Here is an 18,255-nt window from a genome sequence, read left to right as displayed (position 1 = left end):
CCAGGTAGTCGCTAGCGGGGGCTCAGAGCACTTCGGAGACACGGCTGGCCATCAGGATGTTGGCGTGCAGCGTATTGGTGGCGGCATTGCCGATCTTGTTGCTGCTGTGGTTGGTCAGCAGGCTCCAGACCATTTCGTCGTCGGCGCGGAAGCTGGCCAGCAAGGTGTTGCGCGATGCCAGCTTGAGCACCTGGGCCGAAGACAGCGAGCCCAGCAGGTCGCAGGACTCTTCGTTCAGACCCAGACGGAACACGGCCTCGGCCTTGTCCTGGCGGATCAGGGTCTGGGCCAGCATCAGATAGGTGAGGTTGGCTTCGCGGATCTCGGCAAGCAGTTGTTCGTTGTTCATGGGTCCAGTCCTTTCAATCTCGACAGACCGTCACGGCGCACACAAACAAGACGTTAAAAGTGTTTCGATCTGTTGAAATGAATTGTGTTTCAAGCCCTGATCGAACTGAAGTCGGGGAGCGTCGGTATCGCCGGTCTGGTTTCACAGGCAGGCATGTAGGATTTCCCTTACTGCTTTGCCGTCCTTCGGGATGACTCGGAGTGCCGGGTGGGGGCTGACATTGCGTCAGGCCGGATTCCGCTGGTGCATGTATTGTGAATCTGTCCGAAAGATGACAAACGAGCAAATAGGCGGCTTTTTATTCGGTATCTGATCGCCTATGAAAAAGGCCGCTGGGATTTCCTGTGATAGCGGCTCGAATCCGGGTTGCCAAGCTGCATCGACATGCGATTGCGGACATGGGCATCGGCCATTTCGCCAAGGCCCGGAGCACCGAGAAGGAGCGGGCTTGGTCTGGCCTGGCTTGGCACTGATCAAGCGCGCCGCACCGCGCTTGCGCCTGTCCACGGTGATCACGGGGCGCTCCGGCCGTGGCCCAGGGAGTGAACCCGGCAAGCGCGGGGGCGCGTACCTGTTCAAAGCCGGTGCCTGACGCGACACCGACATGCTGAAGCTCAGCCCCGCTCGGCTGGCCGGGAAGGCTGGCTGCACCACTCGCTCCAGCTTCCGGCAAACAAGGCCGTTGGCGCAAGGCCGGCAATGCGCATGGCCAGCACATTGGGGGTGGCGCTGACGCCGCTGCCGCACTGGTGCACCACGCTGGCGGGATCGCGTCCGGCCAGCAACTGCTCGAACTCGGCCTTGAGCAGCGCTGCGGGCTTGAAGCGTCCATCGGCGGCGATATTGCTGCTGAACGGCCGATTCAGCGCGCCCGGGATATGGCCTGCCACGGGGTCCAGGGGCTCGACCTCGCCGCGGTAGCGGGCCGGGGCCCGGGCATCGATGAGGGTCTGGGTGGCCTGACCCAGATCGGCCTCGACCTGATCTACGGTCTTGAGCGTCTCCAGCGGCTGGCCCAGTTCAAAGTTGGACTGGAAATGGCGGGGCTCTTCCCCGCTGCCCACCGCCTGGCCGGCCGCCTGCCAGGCCTGCAGTCCACCATCGAGCACCGCCACGGCATCGTGGCCGGCCCAGCGCAGCATCCACCACAGGCGACCGCAGTAATTGGCAGCGTTGCGGTCATAGACCACGGCTTGCATATCGTTGGCAAAGCCTATGGACGACAGCCAGGCGGAAAAGCGCTCGCGCGTGGGCAGGGGGTGGCGGCCGCCGGAGGCCGACTGCACGCTGGTGGCGACCTGGCCGTCTTCGCCGGGGGCTCCGTGCGGTGCGCTGAGGTCTTTGTCCAGATTGGCGAACAGGGCGCCATCGATATGGACCTGCAGATATTGCTCGTGGCCGGCGGGCGGATTCATGAGGTCAAAGCTGCAGTCAAACACCATCAAGGGCTTGCCGCTGGCCTTGAGCCCGGCCAGCTGTTCGACGGAAATCAGGGTGTTGTAGTGCTCGGGCGTCGAGTGATTCATGGCTTGCTGCTCCAAAGATTGAATGGCTGCAGACGGCATGGCGTGCAGTCTTGCGGCATGCAGACCATTATGCGATCGGGCCGTAGCGCCGGTGCCCCGCCGCTTCATTGTTTGGATATGGCAAGCCGCGCAGATCCTGCGTGGACTGCGCGGCAGGCTGGGGCTGCTGACGTGCATGGCGAAGGCGCAGGGCGCCCCCTGCCATGGCTAGCCCCTGGAGCGCAAGGCGGTTGCTGCGGCTCCGCTGGCGACGATGAGCACAATGCCGACCCAGCCGATCAGAGGGATGCTTTCGCCAAACAGCACCAGGCTGAGCAGGGCGGCAAACACAATGCCCGAGTACTGCAGATTGGCGACGACCAGGGTGTTGCTCTTGCTGCCTGCCGAGGCATAGGCCTTGGTCATGCAGACCTGGGCCACGGCGGCCAGCACGCCCACGGGCAGTAGCCACAGAGCGCTCCAGCCGGGGAAGGGCGAGATGCCGGTGAACAGCATGGTGATGCCGCCGGCAATGGCCGAACCCACCGAGAAATAGAATACCACGCGAGTTTCAGGCTCGCCCAGGCGCGACAGGGTGGTCACCTGCATATAGGCCATGGCCGCAAACATGCCGCCAAACAGGCCGCCAAGCGCCGCCACCCATTCGCTGGCCGGTGCGCTGCTTGGGCGCAGCACCAGCAGCACGCCGACAAAGCCCGCCACCACCGTGGACACCAGGCCCCAGGGGAAGGGCGGAATGGCGCGGCGGGTTTCGGGTTCGGCCGCATAGGATTTGCGCAGCGTGTGGCGCATCCACAGGCCCTGGGCGATCAGAAACACAGCCATCCAGATGCTGCTCATGGAGTTGAGCGTGGTGGCCGTGGCCAGCGGCAGATGGCCGATGGCATAGAACCAGGCTCCCATGGAGATCACGCCGACGAAGCTGCGCCATGCATGTTCGCGCGAGTACTGGGTGGTCAGCGTCACGCCGCTGCGTCTGGCCAGCCAGACCAGCAGCGCCATGCTGACCAGGCCGCGGTAGAACACGATCTCCGCCGCATTGAAGTCCTGGGAGGCAAACTTCACACACACACTCATGACCGCAAAAATCAAGGCGGCCAACACCATCCACAGGGCTTGCATATCTCACTCAATTCAGCATAAAAAATAGCTGCTGTGCTTATGGGGTAAGCGATAGCAGCTATCAGTCTTGAGGCTTACCTCATTCAGCGTTGGGGGACGCTGTCGCCCATGATGCGGCGATACCACTCGTGGAAATGCTGCATGCCGTCTTCCATGGGGCTCTGATAGGGGCCGACCTCGTTGTCGCCGCGTTCATAAAGCGCCCTGCGGCCGCCGTCCATGCGCTCGGCGATCTCGTCGTCCTCGATGCAGGTTTCCATGTAGGCGGCCTTCTGGGCCTGGACGAACTCGGGCTCGAAGGCGGCGATTTCCTCGGGGTAGAAGAACTCCACCACATTCAGCGTCCGGTCCACGGCCAGCGGGTGCAAGGTCGAGACGGTCAGCACATGCGGATACCACTCCACCATGATGTGGGGGTAGTAGGTCAGCCAGATGGCGCCGCGATCGGGCAGCTCGCCGTTGCGGTAGGCCAGCAGCACCTCGTGCCACTTCTTGTAGATGTCCGAGCCCGGATTGCCGAAGCCCGGGGCCACGCCCACAGTCTGCACCGAGTACTCGCTGGCGAATTCCCACTTCAGATCGTCGCAGGTGACGAAGTTGCCCAGACCGGGGTGGAAGGGGCCGACGTGATAGTCCTCCAGATAGACCTCGATAAAGGTCTTCCAGTTGTAGTTGCACTCGTGCATCTCGACATGGTCGAGCACGAAGCCGTCGAACTGGAGCTGCTCGCGCAGCTTCATGCCGGCCAGATCGGCCTCGATGTCGCGGCCGTTGTCCTCGAACAGCAGTCCGTTCCACTCACGCAGCTTGTAGTTGTTGAGGTTCAGGCAGGGGTCGTGGCTGAAATGCGGGGCGCCCAGCAGCTCGCCGCTGGTACTGTAGGTCCAGCGGTGCAGCGGGCAGACGATGTTGCCTCCGGCATGGCCCTTGCCTTCGGACAGCAGATTGCCGCGTCCCTTGAGCATCACGGCCTGGCGGTGGCGGCAGACGTTGGAGATCAGCTCGATCTCGCCTTTGGCATTGCGTACCAGCGCCCGCCCCTCTTTTTCCTGAGGCAGGGCGTAGTAGTCGCCTATCTCGGGAACGGCCAGCTGGTGGCCCACGTAGCGCGGGCCGCGCTTGAAAATCGTTTCCAACTCGCGCTGGAACAGCGCCTCGTCGAAATAACTTGAAACTGGTAGTTGGCTTGCGGCCTGCTGCAGTTGAAGACTTAAATCAGTCATGGATGACCTGACCTAAAGACTCCCCACAGGGAGGGTGCACGTGCGCACACGGTAAAAAACGAAACCGGCCTTGTCTGGACACGGGCCTCAGGCAATGGGCGGTGGCGCATGGCCAGCCGACTCGTTTGCCCGACCGGATGACCAGGCACGTGGCCGGCTTGACGGGAATGGGATTATAGGCTGTGGGGTTATTTCCGTTTTTCTGGTACGTGTATTGACGTTATTTCGACGCTGTAGCGATTGATCCTGTCAGCAAGCTGCCAGCCGTCCGCAAACCGTGGCAGGTCGTCAAAAGGGCCGGCGCGGACGGCATCGACCTGGCCGGAAGTCACAGCCAAGACATCTCCCGCCTGCCGGCTTTGCGGGCATTGCACGCCAATGGTGCAGGGACGCCTAAAATCGTCGTTTTCGTCCAACATAGCCCACACCATCCATGCCCAAGGCCGCTGCCGCCAAAAAATCCGAACAGCCTGTTAGCTATGAAGCTGCTTTGCAGGAGCTGGAACAACTGATTGCGCAGATCGAATCGGGTCAGCTTCCGCTGGAGCAGATGCTCAGCGGCTACCAGCGTGCGGCCGAGCTGCTGGGCTTTTGCCGCAGCCAGCTCGAAGCCGTGCAGGAGCAGGTCAAGGTACTGGACGAAGGCAAGCTGTCTGCCTGGACCCAGGACTGATCCCGGTGTCCGCGCTTTGTGCTCTGAAGATGCAGCCCATGAATGAATCAATGATTGCCGAACCATCGACGCCTTTGAACGAGGGCAAGCCTGCCCTGGATTTTTCCGTCTGGATGCAGGAGAGACTGGCGCGCACCGAAGATGCGCTGTCGCGCTGGGTGGGCATCAATGCACCTGCGGGCCTGGGCGAGGCCATGCGCTACGCCGTGCTCGATGGTGGCAAGCGCTTGCGACCGCTGCTGGTCTGGGCGGCCGCCGAGGCGGTGGGCGGTCTGGCTGCGGCCACACTGCGCGCAGGTTGTGCCGTAGAACTGATTCACGCTTATTCCCTGGTGCACGACGACATGCCATGCATGGACAATGACACCATGCGCCGTGGCAAGCCCACCGTGCATGTGCAGTTTGGCGAAGCCTCGGCCCTGCTGGCCGGCGATGCCCTGCAGGCTCTGGCGTTCGAGCTATTGCTGCCTGAAGACGACGGCATTCCCTGTTCCATGCAGGCCAAGCTGTGCCGCCTGCTGGGCGCAGCGGCGGGCAGCCAGGGCATGGCCGGCGGCCAGGCCATCGACCTGGCCAGCGTGGGCAAGCAACTGAGCGAGGCGCAACTGCGCGAAATGCACCGCCTCAAGACCGGTGCGCTGCTGCTGGGCAGCGTGCTCATGGGGGCTGCCTGCAATGCACAGACCGATGCCCGGGCGCTGGCCGCGCTGACCGACTATGGCCAGGCACTGGGCGTGGCCTTCCAGGTGGTGGACGACATTCTGGATGTGGTGGCCGACTCCGCAACGCTGGGCAAGACGGCCGGCAAGGATGCGGCCAATGACAAGCCCACTTTCGTGTCGCTGCTGGGGCTGGAGGCTGCGAGAGCCCATGCCGAGCAGCTGCGCCAGCAGGCCCATGCAGCCTTGACGCGCAGCGGTCTGGCCGACACGCAGGCCTTGGGTGCACTGGCCGATATGGTTGTGCAGCGCACCCACTGAGATTTAATAGAGAAGCCCTGTAATCCAGTATTGGTAAACACTAGCAGCTATTAAAAATATAGAACATGTCCACGAATACCTCTTCCCTGCTGCACAACATCAACGATCCCGCAGATATGCGCGGTCTCTCGCGCTCCCAGCTCAAGAGCCTGGCCGCAGAGCTGCGCACCTATGTGATCGACAGCGTTTCCAGGACCGGCGGGCACCTCAGCTCCAATCTGGGGACGGTGGAGTTGACCGTGGCGCTGCACTCGGTGTTCAACACGCCCTATGACCGCATCGTCTGGGATGTGGGCCATCAGACTTATCCGCACAAGATATTGACCGGTCGCCGCGATCGCATGGGCACGCTGCGCCAGTTCGGCGGCCTGTCCGGCTTTCCCCAGCGGGCCGAGAGCGAATACGACACCTTTGGCACGGCGCACTCGTCCACCAGCATCTCTGCGGCGCTGGGCATGGCTTTGGCCGCCAAGCAAAAAGGCGAAGACCGGCGGGCCATTGCCGTGATCGGTGACGGCGCGATGACGGCAGGTATGGCTTTCGAAGCGCTGAACAACGGCGGCGTGCATGACGCCAACCTGCTGGTCATCCTCAATGACAACGATATGAGCATCAGCCCGCCCGTGGGCGCGCTCAATCGCTATCTGGCCCAGCTGATGAGCGGCCAGTTCTATGCCAAGGCCCGCGATGTGGGCAAGAGCGTCCTGAAGCAGGTGCCGCCCTTGCTGGAGCTGGCCAAGCGTCTGGAACAACAGGCCAAGGGCATGGTCGTGCCTGCCACCATGTTCGAGCAATTCGGCTTCAACTACATCGGTCCCATCGATGGCCATGATCTCGATTCGCTGATTCCCACGTTGGAGAACATCAAGGGTCTCAAGGGGCCTCAGTTCCTGCATGTGGTCACCAAGAAAGGCCAGGGCTACAAGCTGGCCGAGGCCGACCCCGTGGCCTATCACGGCCCCGGGAAATTCGACCCGGCGGTCGGTCTGGTCAAGCCAGCCACGCCTGCCAAGCAGACCTTCACCCAGGTGTTTGGTCACTGGCTCTGCGATATGGCTGCCAAGGACCAGCGTCTGGTCGGCATCACACCCGCCATGCGTGAAGGCTCGGGCATGGTGGAGTTCCACAAGCGCTTTCCCGGCCGCTACTACGACGTGGGCATCGCCGAGCAGCATGCAGTCACTTTCGCCGGCGGTATGGCCTGCGAAGGCGTCAAGCCCGTGGTGGCCATCTATTCCACTTTCTTGCAGCGTGCCTACGACCAACTGATCCACGACGTTGCGCTGCAGAACCTGCCCGTGGTGTTTGCGCTGGACCGCGCCGGGCTGGTGGGCGCCGACGGTGCTACGCACGCCGGCGCTTACGACATCGCCTTTGTGCGCTGCATTCCCAATATGAGCATGGCCTGCCCGGCGGACGAACGCGAAACGCGCCAGTTGCTGACCACGGCCTATGAGCAGGATCACCCTGTCTGCGTGCGCTACCCGCGCGGCGCCGGTGTTGGCGTGACTCCGCTTGAAAGCCTGGAAGGCCTGCCCTTTGGCAAGGGTGAGATGCGCCGGGAGTCAGCCTCCAAAAAGGTGGCGATTCTGGCCTTTGGCAGCTTGCTGTACCCTGCCTTGCAGGCCGCCGAGGCCTTGGATGCCAGTGTTGCCAATATGCGCTGGGCCAAGCCTCTCGATGAAGAGCTGTTGCTTCAGATCGCTGCAGATCATGAGCTCATCGTCACGCTGGAAGAAGGCTGCGTCATGGGCGGCGCTGGCAGTGCCGTGATGGAATGCCTGGCTGCCAACGGCCTGAGCAAGAGCGTGCTGCAGCTGGGTCTGCCCGACGAGTTCATCGAGCATGGCGACCCCGCCAAGCTGCTTGCGCTGCAGGGGCTGGATGCGGCAGGCATCGAGGCCTCCATCCGAAAGCGTCTGGCTGCGGGCTGATGCGATAGGGACATCGTTTACGCAAAACGGGTTCAGGCAGATGCCCGCTCCAGGGAGGCAGGCCGTTGCTGCATCCTTGTTTGCGTAAGTCATGATGGACTGAAACCAGGCCCTTCATCGAAGGGCCTTTTTCTTTGCTTGTCGTCAAGAAAACTGACGGCAACCGCGAATCGCCACACGGCCGGCGTCTGCGTTCCTAGAATGCCTGTGGCTGCCGGCCTGCGATCAGGCTGTTGCAGCCAGCTTTGCAATGGACAACTACTAGCGGAGAAATATTCATGGATCGTCGCTCACTCGTCAAACATGTGGGCATGGCCGGTGTGCTGGCAGCGGGCGTGGCTCCTGCGGTGCGCAGCCAGGAAGTGCTGCGCTGGCGCTTGGTGACGAGTTTCCCCAAAGTCCTTGACGCCATTTCTGGTGGAGCAGAAAAATTTGCCCAATCTCTGCGCTTCATGTCCGGTGGGCAGATAGAGGTCAGCGTGCACTCTGCAGGTGAGTTGATGCCTGCCTTTGGCGTGATGGAGGGGGTGCAGAACGGCTCGGTCGAAATGGCTTTGACCGCTCCCTACTACTTCACCGACAAGGACTACTGCTTTGCACTGGGTTGTGCCGTGCCCTTCGGTCTGACGGCGCGGCAGATGGATGCCTGGATGGAGTATGGCGGTGGGCGCAAGCTCATGGATGATTTCTACGCCCAGTACAACATCAAGAGTCTGAGTGCCGGCAATACCGGCACGCAGATGGGGGGCTGGTACCGCAAGGACATCAAGACCGTGCAGGATCTGCACGGGCTGCGCATGCGCGCCGGCGGCGGCTTGCTGGGCGATGCGCTGCAAAAGCTGGGAGTGCAGGCCGTCAACATGCCTATTGGCGACGCACAGCAGGCGCTGGAAAAAGGTCGTCTCGATGCTGTGGAGTTTGTCGGCCCCTATGACGACCAGAAGCTGGGCTTCGGCAAGATCGCACCTTACTACTACTATCCGGGCTGGTGGGAGGGAGGCGCCGAGCTGGCCTATTTCATCAATGCCAAGGCCTTTGCGGCCCTGACGCCCGAGCTGCGCGCCATGGTGGAGGCAGCAGCGGCGCTGGCCGCCAAGGATCTGACTGCCAAGTACCTGGCGTACAACCCCGCAGCGCTCAAGAAGCTGCTCAGCGAACGCGTGCAACTGCGAGCCTTTCCTCGCGAGCTCATGGATGCGGGGTTCAAGGCCGTGATGGCCACCATGGCCGAGCATGAAGGCAAGTCGGCACAGTTCAAGAAAATTCACAGAAGCATGCGCGGATTTCAGCACGACCAGTTGCTCTGGGATCGTTTCTCCGAGTTCCGCTATGCCAGCTATATGAGTGCGGTACGGCTGTAGTGAGTGATTGTTTTCAATTGGGTGCCAGACTTGATGCGCATCACTAGGTAGAACTTCTTAAGCGAACGGTCACTTTTTAGCGCTTGTGAAACGGTTGGCTCGTGTACATTTTGTGCCTGTTGCATAAAACAAGCTGGCATAGATCAGTGGTCTGTATCAGCTCAATTCGTTCCTCAAGGAGACTAAAGTGGATCGTCGTTCCATTCTGAAAAATGCCGGTATCGCCGGCGTGCTGGCCGCGGGTGCAGCACCTGCTGTTCACGCCCAGGCCGCTGTGCGCTGGCGCCTGGCCTCCAGCTTCCCCAAGTCGCTGGACACCATCTTCGGCAGTGCTGAAAAGCTGTCGCAACTGGTCAAGGCCATGTCGGGCGGCAAGTTCGAGATTTCGGTGCACCCCGCTGGCGAGCTGATGCCCGCTTTCGGTGTGGTGGATGCGCTGCAGGGCGATACCATTGACATGGCACAGACCGCTGCCTACTACTTCACCGGCAAGGATCCCATCTTCGCCTTCAGCTGCGCCGTGCCCTTCGGCCTGACCGCACTGCAGATGAACGGCTGGAAGGATCATGGCAACGGCCGCAAGCTCCTTGACGCCTTCTTTGCCAAGTACAACTTCAAGACCGCATCGGCCGGCAACACCACGACCCAGATGGGCGGCTGGTACCGCAAGGAAATCAAGACCGTGGAAGACCTCAAGGGTCTGAAGATGCGTCTGGGCGGCGGCGTGTTCGGCGAGGCCATGGCCAAGCTGGGCGTGGTGGCGCAGAACATGCCCGCTGGCGATGTTTACCAGGCTCTGGAAAAGGGTACGCTGGACGCCGTGGAATTCGTCGGTCCCTACGACGATGAGAAGCTGGGCTTCAACAAGGTTGCGCCTTACTACTATTACCCCGGCTGGTGGGAAGGCTCTGCCGAGCTGGAGTTCTTCATCAACATCAAGAAGTACAACGCGCTGTCGCCCGAGAACAAGGCGATCCTGGACGCGGCAACCCGCGTGGCTGCCGCCGACATGACCAGCAAGTACCAGGTGCTGAATCCTCAGGCCATCAAGCGCCTGGTGGCCAACAAGACCCAGCTCAAGATGTTCCCCAAGCCTTTGATGGACGCCGGTTTCAAGGCCTCCATGGAAGTGTTTGCCGAGCACGAAGCCAAGTCGCCCGAATTCAAGAAGATCCACCAGGACATGCGTGCCTTCCAGCGCGACCAGATTCTGTGGAACCGCTTCTCCGAGTATCCCTTCAATCAGTACATGGCGACTGCCAAGATCTGATTTCGGTCAGACTCAAGACTGCCGGCGCCATGCGCTGGCTGCAAAAAAACCGCAGCTTGCTGCGGTTTTTTCATGAGCCCGAAATTATGCGAGCCTGAGTTGGGCGGCTCCTGCATCGGACAGCGCAAACAGCAAATCCTCCAGGGCTTCGACAGGTGCAGATCCAAGGTCTATGGTTGCTTTCACTCCTCCTGCCAGGACTTGCGGGTCCGACATGAAGTGAACGACTTGCTGCAGCCCCGCCTCATCCGGCTCGTTTTCATCGTCCCCATCAAACCAGTCGTTGAACCAGTCGATGAGCGCTTTGGAGGCTTTTTCTTCCGCAAGACCCTGCACTTCCAGCGACAGCCAGTCCCAGACAAAGGGCTGCAGCTCAACTGCGGAATCACCGATGCGGAAATGAATGGGTTCGAACTCGAGTCGCGTCTGTGAATCCACTTGTACAGGTTCTGCGCTGTCTTCCGATACGGGGATGGCATCGACACGGCAGGGCAGATTCCATGCCCCTTCGGTGGCCAGCGTTCCATCGCTGTTGCGATAGGCCGGCTCCACATAAGAGTCCTGAGCATTGGCTGCCTGTGACAGCAGGTCTGTGTATGGTTGACGGATGGCCGTCAGCAATTCGGCGATGGTCATTGCGGTTTCCTGGGAAAGCAGCAAATCTATCACTCAGCAATCTCTGCTCAATGAAAAAGCCCCGGCTCTGGCGAGCCGGGGCTGTATCAGCGGAGGGCGCCGATTTACTTGCTCGCAGGAGCTGCGTTCAGCGAATCCTGCAAGGCCTTGGCAGGGTCATCCGAACCATAGCCGCCCGCATCGGGTGCGGCCGGGGCGGGCTGGCTGCCCTCGGCAGGGGCTGCGGGCACTGCAGAGCCTTCTTCGCCGCCCTCAGGGGCCCCGAAGGGATTGTCTGCGCCATAGCCACCGCCAGCATCGTTGAGCTGGTTGAGCATCTCGTCGCCCACCTTGTTCATGTCCACGACCACGGGTTTGTCGAGCGCGCCGGTCACGATGCCGGGGAAGGCGATCAGCACACCCACCATCACCAGCTGAATCAGCACAAAAGGCACGGCACCCTTGTAGATCTGCATGGTGGTGACGGGCTCGATGACCTTGTGCGTGACCTTGTCGACGTACTGCTTGTCCGGAGCGACCGAGCGCAGGAAGAACAGTGCAAAACCGAAGGGCGGATGCATGAACGAGGTCTGCATGTTCACGGCCAGCAGCACGCCGAACCAGATCAGGTCGATGCCCATCTTCTCGGCCACGGGGCCTAGCAGCGGCACCACGATGAACGAGAGTTCAAAGTAGTCCAGGAAGAAGGCCAGGAAGAAGATCATGATGTTGACCACGATCAGGAAGCCCACCTGGCCGCCGGGCAGGCTGGTCAGCAGATGCTCCACCCACTTGGGGCCGTCGGCGGCCTGGAACACCAGGCTGAAGGTGGTGGCGCCGATCATGATGAACATCACGAAGCTTGCCAGCTTGGTGGTCGAGGCCAGGGCCTGCTTGAGCAGGTCCATGTTCAGGCGACGGCGGGCAAAACCCATGATGAGGGCAGCCATGGCTCCCATGGCGCCGCCTTCTGTCGGAGTCGCAATGCCCAGGAAGATGGTGCCCAGCACCAGGAAGATCAGCAGCAGAGGGGGGATCAGCACAAAGGTCACGCGCTCGGCCAGCTTGGACAGCAGGCCCAGCTTGAGGACCCGGTTGAGCGAGGCGATCACAAAGGCGATGAACGTGCCGCCGCACATGGCGGTGACGATTTTCTCGTCAGTGGGTACATCCAGCACTTCCTTGCCCTGCCACCAGGTGTGCAGGTCGGCCATGTGATTGGCCAGGAAGATGGCCACGATGGTCGAGATGCCCATGACCACGGCCAGCGAGGTATAGCCACCGTTGCCATTGGCTTCGCGGTAGATGCGTGCCTCCACAGGCAGGGCAGGCACCATCTTGGGCTTGAAGATGGCGAGAATCACCACCCACAACACATACAGACCCATGAGCATGAAGCCGGGAATGAAGGCGCCCTTGTACATATCGCCCACGCTCTTGCCCAACTGGTCGGCCATCAGAATCAGCACCAGCGAGGGCGGAATGATCTGTGCCAGCGTACCCGAGGCTGCAATCACGCCCGATGACAGACGACGGTCATAGCCATAGCGCAGCATGATGGGCAGAGAGATCAGGCCCATGGAGATCACCGAAGCGGCAACCACACCGGTGGTGGCGGCCAGCAGCGCGCCCACAAAGATCACGGCCAGCGCCAGACCGCCGCGGATGGGGCCGAACACCTGACCGACTGTGTCGAGCAGGTCCTCTGCCATGCCTGAGCGTTCGAGAATCAGGCCCATCAAGGTGAAGAAAGGCACGGCCAGCAAGGTGTCGTTGGCCATGATGCCGATCAGGCGCTGAGGCAGCCAGGCCATCACGGAGGAGGGGAAGACCCCCAGTTCGATGCCCAGAAAGCCGAAGGCCAGGCCTGCTGCACCCAGGCTGAAGGCCACGGGAAATCCCAGCAGCAAAAAGCAGATCAGCCCCGCGAACATGATGGGGGCGTAGTTGGTAGCGATAAATTCCATCGATTGTCTCCCGCTACCGTTAGGCCTTGGCCTGGGCGGCCAGCGCCTCAGCCTGCTTGCGATCGGCTTCGGCACGCAGGGCCTCGGCCAGCTCTTCCTCGGCGCTCTTGTCGCTGAGCTTGCCCATGGGGTCGGGGCCGTCACCGGTCAGGAAGGCAATGCGCTTGATCAGCTCGGAAATGCCCTGCAGCAGCAGCAAGGTGATGCCCACAGGAATCGCCGTCCATACGGGCCAGCGGATCAGCCCGCCGGGGTTGCCCGACATTTCGCCGGACTGGTACATCTGAATCACCACCGGCATGCTCAGCCACAGAATGGTCAGGCATAGCGGGGCGAGAAAGAAGGCAAAGCCGATGATGTCGATCCAGACCTGGGCCTTTTTGGACAGACGGCTGTTGATCACGTCGATGCGCACATGCTCGCGATGCAGCAGGGTGTAGCCCGCAGCAATCAGAAATGACCATGCGAACAGATACCACTGGACTTCCAGAAAGGCATTGGAGCTGGTGTCAAAGGCCTTGCGAACAATGGCGTTGGCGGCGCTGATGAAGGTGGCGGCAAATATCAGCCAGATGGAATATTTGCCGACAAAGGCGTTGAGCCTGTCGATAGCCCTGGACAGGGCGAGTAAAGCCTGCATGGTGTCTCCAAAAAGTAGGCTGTGTATGCGTCGCGCTGTTGGGGCTGGTAAGCCTCAGGGCGATCTGAGTTTTTGAACCAAACTGGAGATTCTACGGACGCAGGTATGGTGTTTTTTACAAATACGCACGCAAATGTGGCGTCCGAGCGTCAGTTGTGCTTGCTATGCGTACGATAGCTGGATATGCATGGCTGGTGCAGCTTAGATGATTGTTTTATTGAGGTATTTTGTATTTGTCATGGGCTTGCTTGCTAGTGTGCGCCTGCTGTCGTGGAGGGCGTTTTCGCGCTGAAACTAGGGCAAATCCGTAGAGAGCCAAACTGCATCGGATCCGGTTCAAGACCTCTTATTTGCTGGCCAGCCGGCGATAGAGCGTGGCCCGGCTCAATCCCAGGTTGCGGGCTGCCACGGTTACATTCCCGTGAGCCTCCTGCATGGCTTGCTGAATCAGCAGCAACTCGCTGGTGCGCAGCGGCGTGGTCATGGCATTGGCAGATGTTGCCCGACAGGCTGCGCCGGACCCCGGCATGACGGGGGCGCGCAGCAAGGGACCGGCCTGTGCCAGCGCCAGAAGGCGCAGGCCGGACCACAGCGGCAGTTGCAGTGGCGCCTCGGGCCGCTGGCGCGCATGTTCGATCAGATGACTCCAGGGCAGGGCCAGCAGCTCATGGCTCTGGATGAGCGAGTCCCCCCCGGGGGCTTGCAGAGGACGCGGCACCAGTTGCCTGGCCACGGTATTGCTGCCCAGCAATCGGCCTTCGGCATCAAATACCATCAGGCCTTCGCCTTCCTGGCCCAGAGGTCCGCCGGGCCAGTTCACGCGCAGCAGCAGGGTATGAGGCAGGGCCCGCAGCAATCGATCTTCGATGGCGCGTGCGCAGCGCAGTGCCAGCAGCAGCAGTTCGGGGCGCTCGGGTACATCAATGCCGGTGATGTCCAGCATGCCCAGGCACTCGCCCTGAGGGCCGAATACCGGAGCGCCTGCGCAACTGTAGTCGCGCAGATCGTCAAAGAAATGCTCCTGCCTGTGCAGCCATACCGGGCTGAGTTCGGCCAGTGTCGCGCCTATGGCTGAGGTGCCCACGCCGCGCTCGGACAGATCCACGCCGACACGGCCTACGGCCAGCGCGCGCAGATCGCTATGGTCGACGGGGCCTTGCACCTCAAGTGCCAGACCCTGGGCATCGGTCAGCAGGCAGAAGTAGCGCATGGCACCCACGGCCGCGACCAGCTGCGCCATGACCGGGCGTGCAGCCTGCAGCAGCAACTGGTGCTTGTCCTGAGCGTGGCGCAGCGCGTGAGGTCCGACGGCCTCGAACTCCACTTTTTGCGCGGGATGACGGCCCTGCGCCACGCAGCGCTGCCACGAGCGCCAGAGCCAGGGAGCCAGGCCAGACGGTGCCAGCGCATGGGATGAGTCCATCGCCAGCAACTGCTGCCTGGCTAGTACAAGCAGTGAATCGCGTGCACCTGGATGGGCTGCGGCTTGCGCAGAAAGGGCGGGGCTGGCGGGCGACATGCGGACTCCGGACAGTGTTTCATTTTGAGAATATCTGTGCGTGTTTCGCCTGGCTTGGGGGTCAACCCTAGCGCCTTGCATCGCGGTAACTGCCCACCATAGAGAGTGCGGTTGTGCTTTGTTACCCAATTCTTCGGATAAAGGCAGGAGGCATCACGATGAATGTTCAGTTCCTGGTCAATGGCCGCGCGGCCAGCATTGACGTCCCCCCCCAATACCTTGCTGGTGCAGGCGCTGCGTGAACAGCTGCGCCTCACGGGCACCCATGTGGGCTGCGATACCAGCCAGTGCGGAGCCTGCACGGTGCTGGTCAATGGCAAGGCCATCAAGTCCTGCACCATGCTAGCCGTGCAGGCTCAGGGTGCGGAGGTGCAGACCATAGAGGGCATGGCCGCTGCCGATGGAACCATGCATCCCATGCAGGCGGCCTTCAAGCAGTGTCATGGCCTGCAGTGCGGCTTCTGCACGCCCGGCATGGTGATGAGTGCGGTGGATCTGTGCCGCCAAAAGCCTCAGGCCACCGATGCCGAAATCCGCGAACTGCTCGAAGGCAATATCTGCCGCTGCACGGGCTACCAGAACATCGTCGCCGCTGTCAAAGTGGGTCGCGACGGCATGAGCGCCAGCTGAGCAGCGCATCACAACTAGAAGAGGAGACACACCATGGGTGCATCTGACTTTTCCAAGCTGCCGCATATCGGCGAAGCCGTTCTGCGCCGCGAGGATGATCGCTTTCTGACCGGCTCAGGCCAGTACACGGACGACATCACGCTGGGCGCGCAGGCCTATGCGGTATTTGTGCGCTCGCCCCATGCCCATGCCAGATTGCGCAGCGTCAACGTGGATGCCGCCAAGGCAGCGCCAGGCGTGGTCGGCGTGCTCACGGGGGCCGATGTGGCGGCCGCCGGCATCAACGGCCTGCCCTGCGGCTGGCTGATCACCAGCACCAATGGCGAGCCCATGAAGGAGCCGCCGCACCCGATTCTGGCCCTCGATACCGTGCGCTATGTGGGCGACCAGGTGGCCATGGTGGTTGCCGAGACCCTGCAGCAGGCACGCGATGCGGCCGAGCTGGTGGAGGTCGATTACGCGGTGTTGCCTGCGGTCGTGAACGTGGCCGATGCGGCGGGTGGCAAAAAGCCCGGCGCCGTGGTTCACGATATCGCCCCCGACAACCGCTGCTACCAGTGGGCGATAGGCGACAAGGCAGCCGTGGATGCCGTGTTTGCGGGCGCGGCCCATGTGACGCGGCTGGACCTGGTCAACAACCGCCTGATTCCCAATGCCATGGAGCCGCGCGTGGCCATCGGCAGCTACAACCGCGCCATGGATGAGTACACGCTGTACGTGGCCAACCAGAACCCGCATGTGGAGCGGCTGCTGATGACGGCTTTCGTCATGGGCCTGCCCGAGAGCAAGGTGCGCGTGATTGCTCCCGATGTGGGCGGCGGCTTCGGCTCCAAGATCTTTCTGTATGCCGAGGATGTCTGCCTGACCTGGGCGGCCAAGAAGCTCAACCGCAATATCAAGTGGACGGCCGATCGCAGCGAGTCCTTCCTGACCGATGCGCATGGCCGCGACCATGTCAGCCATGCCGAGATGGCCATGGACGCCGATGGCAAGTTCCTCGCCATGCGTGTGCACACCGATGCGAATCTGGGCGCCTATCTGTCCACTTTCGCCAGCGCCGTGCCCACCATTCTTTATGCAACCTTGCTGGCGGGTCAGTACACCACGCCGCAAATCCATATTGAGGTCGATGCCTGGTTCACCAACACTTCGCCCGTGGATGCCTACCGGGGTGCAGGCCGCCCCGAGGCCACTTATCTGCTTGAGCGCCTGGTTAGCCGCTGTGCCTGGGAGATGAATCTGTCCCAGGCCGAGATCCGGCGTCGCAACTTCATCACCAGCTTTCCCTATCAGACGCCAGTGGCGCTGCAGTACGACACCGGCGACTACAAGGCCTGCATGGATCAGGCCGAGCAACTGGCCGATGTGGCGGGCTTTGCGACCCGGCGCGCAGCCAGCGAGGCCAGAGGCCTCAAGCGCGGCCTGGGCTACAGCAGCTACATCGAGGCCTGTGGCCTTGCTCCCAGCAATATTGCCGGGGCGCTAGGCGCACGTGCCGGTCTGTTCGAGTGCGGCGAGGTGCGCGTTCATCCCACGGGCAGCGTGACGGTGTTTACGGGCTCGCACAGTCATGGTCAGGGGCATGAGACCACTTTTGCCCAGGTGGTGGCGGCCCGACTGGGCATTCCCGTCGAGCATGTGGAGATCGTCCATGGCGATACGGGCCGCGTGCCCTTTGGCATGGGCACCTATGGCTCGCGCTCCATCAGCGTCGGAGGTGCGGCCATCATGAAGGCGCTGGACAAGATCGAGGCCAAGGCCAAGAAGATTGCCGCCCACCTGATGGAGGCCAGCGATGCCGACATCGACTTCGCAGGAGGCGAGTTCACGGTACGCGGCACCGACAGAAAGCTGCCGTTCGCCCAGATTGCGCTGACGGCCTATGTGCCGCACAACTATCCGCTGGACAAGCTGGAGCCGGGGCTGGACGAGACTGCTTTCTACGACCCCACCAACTTCACCTTCCCGGCCGGCACCTATATCTGCGAGGTCGAGGTGGATCCTGCCACGGGCGTGGTGCGTGTCGACCGCTTCAGTGCCGTGGACGATTTCGGCACCATCATCAACCCCATGATCGTGGAGGGGCAGGTCCATGGCGGACTGGCCCAGGGCATAGGCCAGGCGCTGCTGGAAAACTGCGTCTACGACCGTGACTCGGGTCAGTTGCTGACCGGCAGCTTCATGGACTACGCCATGCCCCGCGCCGACGATCTGCCCGATTTCAAGCTGGGTACGGTTTGCACGCCATGCACCCATAACCCGCTGGGTACCAAGGGCTGCGGCGAGGCCGGGGCCATAGGCTCGCCGCCAGCCGTCATCAATGCCGTGCTCGATGCTCTGCATTCGCTGGGTGTCAAGGATCTGGACATGCCTGCCAGCCCGCACCGCGTGTGGGAAGCCATCGATGCTGCACGCCCCTGAGGTACCCGACTGAGAGGAAGAGAGG

15 protein-coding genes and 1 pseudogene are annotated in these 18,255 nt (G+C 61.9%); 7 read left to right on the top strand and 9 right to left on the bottom strand.

What is annotated here, in order from left to right:
• Positions 1-22: 22 nt before the first annotated feature.
• The 5 genes from flhD to V8Z78_RS13210 form a co-directional block, all read right to left on the bottom strand.
• Positions 23-349, bottom strand: a complete 327-nt coding sequence (gene flhD / locus V8Z78_RS13230; RefSeq protein WP_003069145.1) for a flagellar transcriptional regulator FlhD — start codon at positions 347-349, stop codon at positions 23-25.
• 614 nt (positions 350-963) lie between these two features.
• Positions 964-1,875 carry a sulfurtransferase gene (locus V8Z78_RS13225; protein WP_349731529.1) on the bottom strand — a complete coding sequence of 304 codons (912 nt, stop codon included), beginning with the start codon at positions 1,873-1,875 and terminating at the stop codon, positions 964-966.
• A 207-nt stretch (positions 1,876-2,082) separates the two neighbouring features.
• Complete coding sequence (locus V8Z78_RS13220) at positions 2,083-2,997, bottom strand: DMT family transporter (protein ID WP_003069151.1); 915 nt, start codon at positions 2,995-2,997, stop codon at positions 2,083-2,085.
• 83 nt (positions 2,998-3,080) lie between these two features.
• Positions 3,081-4,220, bottom strand: coding sequence for an aromatic ring-hydroxylating oxygenase subunit alpha (locus V8Z78_RS13215; protein WP_003069154.1), 1,140 nt, complete (start codon positions 4,218-4,220; stop codon positions 3,081-3,083).
• A 188-nt stretch (positions 4,221-4,408) separates the two neighbouring features.
• Complete coding sequence (locus V8Z78_RS13210) at positions 4,409-4,639, bottom strand: hypothetical protein (protein ID WP_100086428.1); 231 nt, start codon at positions 4,637-4,639, stop codon at positions 4,409-4,411.
• A 14-nt stretch (positions 4,640-4,653) separates the two neighbouring features.
• Between V8Z78_RS13210 and xseB the strand changes: the two genes are divergently transcribed.
• The 5 genes from xseB to V8Z78_RS13185 all read left to right on the top strand — a co-directional run bounded on the left by xseB (position 4,654) and on the right by V8Z78_RS13185 (position 10,438).
• Positions 4,654-4,893: an exodeoxyribonuclease VII small subunit gene (gene xseB, locus V8Z78_RS13205; RefSeq protein WP_003069159.1), complete on the top strand. Its 240-nt coding sequence runs from the start codon at positions 4,654-4,656 to the stop codon at positions 4,891-4,893.
• A 38-nt stretch (positions 4,894-4,931) separates the two neighbouring features.
• A complete protein-coding gene (locus V8Z78_RS13200; protein ID WP_003069162.1) occupies positions 4,932-5,873 on the top strand; it encodes a polyprenyl synthetase family protein in 942 nt (313 codons plus the stop codon).
• Between the two features lie 65 nt (positions 5,874-5,938).
• Entirely contained in the window at positions 5,939-7,807 is a 1,869-nt protein-coding gene (gene dxs / locus V8Z78_RS13195) for a 1-deoxy-D-xylulose-5-phosphate synthase (RefSeq protein WP_046460915.1), read from the top strand.
• A gap of 278 nt (positions 7,808-8,085) precedes the next feature.
• Positions 8,086-9,168, top strand: a complete 1,083-nt coding sequence (locus V8Z78_RS13190; RefSeq protein WP_349731528.1) for a type 2 periplasmic-binding domain-containing protein — start codon at positions 8,086-8,088, stop codon at positions 9,166-9,168.
• Between the two features lie 187 nt (positions 9,169-9,355).
• Positions 9,356-10,438: a TRAP transporter substrate-binding protein gene (locus tag V8Z78_RS13185; RefSeq protein WP_003069176.1), complete on the top strand. Its 1,083-nt coding sequence runs from the start codon at positions 9,356-9,358 to the stop codon at positions 10,436-10,438.
• Positions 10,439-10,522: 84 nt separating this feature from the next.
• On the opposite strand, the gene V8Z78_RS13180 is transcribed toward V8Z78_RS13185, so the two are convergent.
• From V8Z78_RS13180 to V8Z78_RS13165, 4 genes are all read right to left on the bottom strand, one after another.
• A complete protein-coding gene (locus V8Z78_RS13180) occupies positions 10,523-11,074 on the bottom strand; it encodes a hypothetical protein (protein WP_280041861.1) in 552 nt (183 codons plus the stop codon).
• A 104-nt stretch (positions 11,075-11,178) separates the two neighbouring features.
• Positions 11,179-13,020, bottom strand: coding sequence for a TRAP transporter large permease (locus V8Z78_RS13175; protein ID WP_179626637.1), 1,842 nt, complete (start codon positions 13,018-13,020; stop codon positions 11,179-11,181).
• A gap of 19 nt (positions 13,021-13,039) precedes the next feature.
• A complete protein-coding gene (locus V8Z78_RS13170) occupies positions 13,040-13,660 on the bottom strand; it encodes a TRAP transporter small permease subunit (RefSeq protein WP_349731527.1) in 621 nt (206 codons plus the stop codon).
• A 346-nt stretch (positions 13,661-14,006) separates the two neighbouring features.
• Positions 14,007-15,179: a helix-turn-helix domain-containing protein gene (locus V8Z78_RS13165; RefSeq protein ID WP_349731526.1), complete on the bottom strand. Its 1,173-nt coding sequence runs from the start codon at positions 15,177-15,179 to the stop codon at positions 14,007-14,009.
• Positions 15,180-15,337: 158 nt separating this feature from the next.
• Here V8Z78_RS13165 and V8Z78_RS13160 point away from each other — a divergent pair.
• Together V8Z78_RS13160 and V8Z78_RS13155 are read left to right on the top strand one after the other, a co-directional pair.
• Positions 15,338-15,809: pseudogene (locus V8Z78_RS13160) on the top strand ((2Fe-2S)-binding protein).
• 33 nt (positions 15,810-15,842) lie between these two features.
• A complete protein-coding gene (locus V8Z78_RS13155; RefSeq protein WP_003069188.1) occupies positions 15,843-18,230 on the top strand; it encodes a xanthine dehydrogenase family protein molybdopterin-binding subunit in 2,388 nt (795 codons plus the stop codon).
• Positions 18,231-18,255: the final 25 nt, after the last annotated feature.

Source organism: Comamonas sp. wu1-DMT (assembly GCF_040187805.1).
Lineage (GTDB): Bacteria > Pseudomonadota > Gammaproteobacteria > Burkholderiales > Burkholderiaceae_C > Comamonas > Comamonas thiooxydans.
This window is presented reverse-complemented; position numbering and strand designations above follow the sequence as displayed.

Coding starts and splice junctions, on each gene's coding strand:
- flhD (WP_003069145.1), bottom strand. CDS start 349: ATGAACAACGAACAACTGCTTGCCGAGATCCGCGAAGCCAACCTCACC.
- V8Z78_RS13225 (WP_349731529.1), bottom strand. CDS start 1,875: ATGAATCACTCGACGCCCGAGCACTACAACACCCTGATTTCCGTCGAA.
- V8Z78_RS13220 (WP_003069151.1), bottom strand. CDS start 2,997: ATGCAAGCCCTGTGGATGGTGTTGGCCGCCTTGATTTTTGCGGTCATG.
- V8Z78_RS13215 (WP_003069154.1), bottom strand. CDS start 4,220: ATGACTGATTTAAGTCTTCAACTGCAGCAGGCCGCAAGCCAACTACCA.
- V8Z78_RS13210 (WP_100086428.1), bottom strand. CDS start 4,639: ATGTTGGACGAAAACGACGATTTTAGGCGTCCCTGCACCATTGGCGTG.
- xseB (WP_003069159.1), top strand. CDS start 4,654: ATGCCCAAGGCCGCTGCCGCCAAAAAATCCGAACAGCCTGTTAGCTAT.
- V8Z78_RS13200 (WP_003069162.1), top strand. CDS start 4,932: ATGAATGAATCAATGATTGCCGAACCATCGACGCCTTTGAACGAGGGC.
- dxs (WP_046460915.1), top strand. CDS start 5,939: ATGTCCACGAATACCTCTTCCCTGCTGCACAACATCAACGATCCCGCA.
- V8Z78_RS13190 (WP_349731528.1), top strand. CDS start 8,086: ATGGATCGTCGCTCACTCGTCAAACATGTGGGCATGGCCGGTGTGCTG.
- V8Z78_RS13180 (WP_280041861.1), bottom strand. CDS start 11,074: ATGACCATCGCCGAATTGCTGACGGCCATCCGTCAACCATACACAGAC.
- V8Z78_RS13175 (WP_179626637.1), bottom strand. CDS start 13,020: ATGGAATTTATCGCTACCAACTACGCCCCCATCATGTTCGCGGGGCTG.
- V8Z78_RS13170 (WP_349731527.1), bottom strand. CDS start 13,660: ATGCAGGCTTTACTCGCCCTGTCCAGGGCTATCGACAGGCTCAACGCC.
- V8Z78_RS13165 (WP_349731526.1), bottom strand. CDS start 15,179: ATGTCGCCCGCCAGCCCCGCCCTTTCTGCGCAAGCCGCAGCCCATCCA.
- V8Z78_RS13155 (WP_003069188.1), top strand. CDS start 15,843: ATGGGTGCATCTGACTTTTCCAAGCTGCCGCATATCGGCGAAGCCGTT.